Source organism: Pseudomonas sp. 102515 (genome assembly GCF_031085165.1).
GTDB lineage: Bacteria > Pseudomonadota > Gammaproteobacteria > Pseudomonadales > Pseudomonadaceae > Chryseomonas.
Genome location: NZ_JAVHTY010000016.1, coordinates 1 through 488 on the forward strand (window position 1 = coordinate 1; position 488 = coordinate 488).

Sequence of the window (488 nt, forward strand, 5' to 3'; positions counted from 1 at the left end):
CCGATGACGATCGGGGTGTCGTCGCCCGGGAAGTCGTAGGTGTTCAGCAGATCGCGAACTTCCATCTCGACCAGTTCCAGCAGCTCGGCGTCGTCAACCATGTCGGCCTTGTTCAGGAACACGACGATGTAGGGAACGCCTACCTGACGGGACAGCAGGATGTGCTCGCGGGTCTGCGGCATGGGGCCGTCAGCAGCCGAGCAAACCAGGATCGCGCCGTCCATCTGGGCAGCACCGGTGATCATGTTCTTCACGTAGTCGGCGTGGCCGGGGCAGTCGACGTGCGCGTAGTGACGGATCGCCGAGTCGTACTCAACGTGGGAGGTGTTGATGGTGATACCACGAGCCTTTTCTTCCGGCGCGTTGTCGATCTGGTCGAAACCACGAGCGGAACCGCCCCAGGTGTCGGCACAGACCTTGGTCAGCGCTGCGGTCAGCGTGGTCTTGCCATGGTCGACGTGACCGATGGTGCCCACGTTCAGGTGCGG

At 62.7% G+C, this 488-nt stretch carries 1 protein-coding gene; it reads right to left on the reverse strand.

The annotated features are described in order from the left end of the window. On the reverse strand, positions 1-488 hold a 488-nt coding region (locus RCF34_RS22795), incomplete at both ends, for a GTP-binding protein (protein ID WP_308710164.1).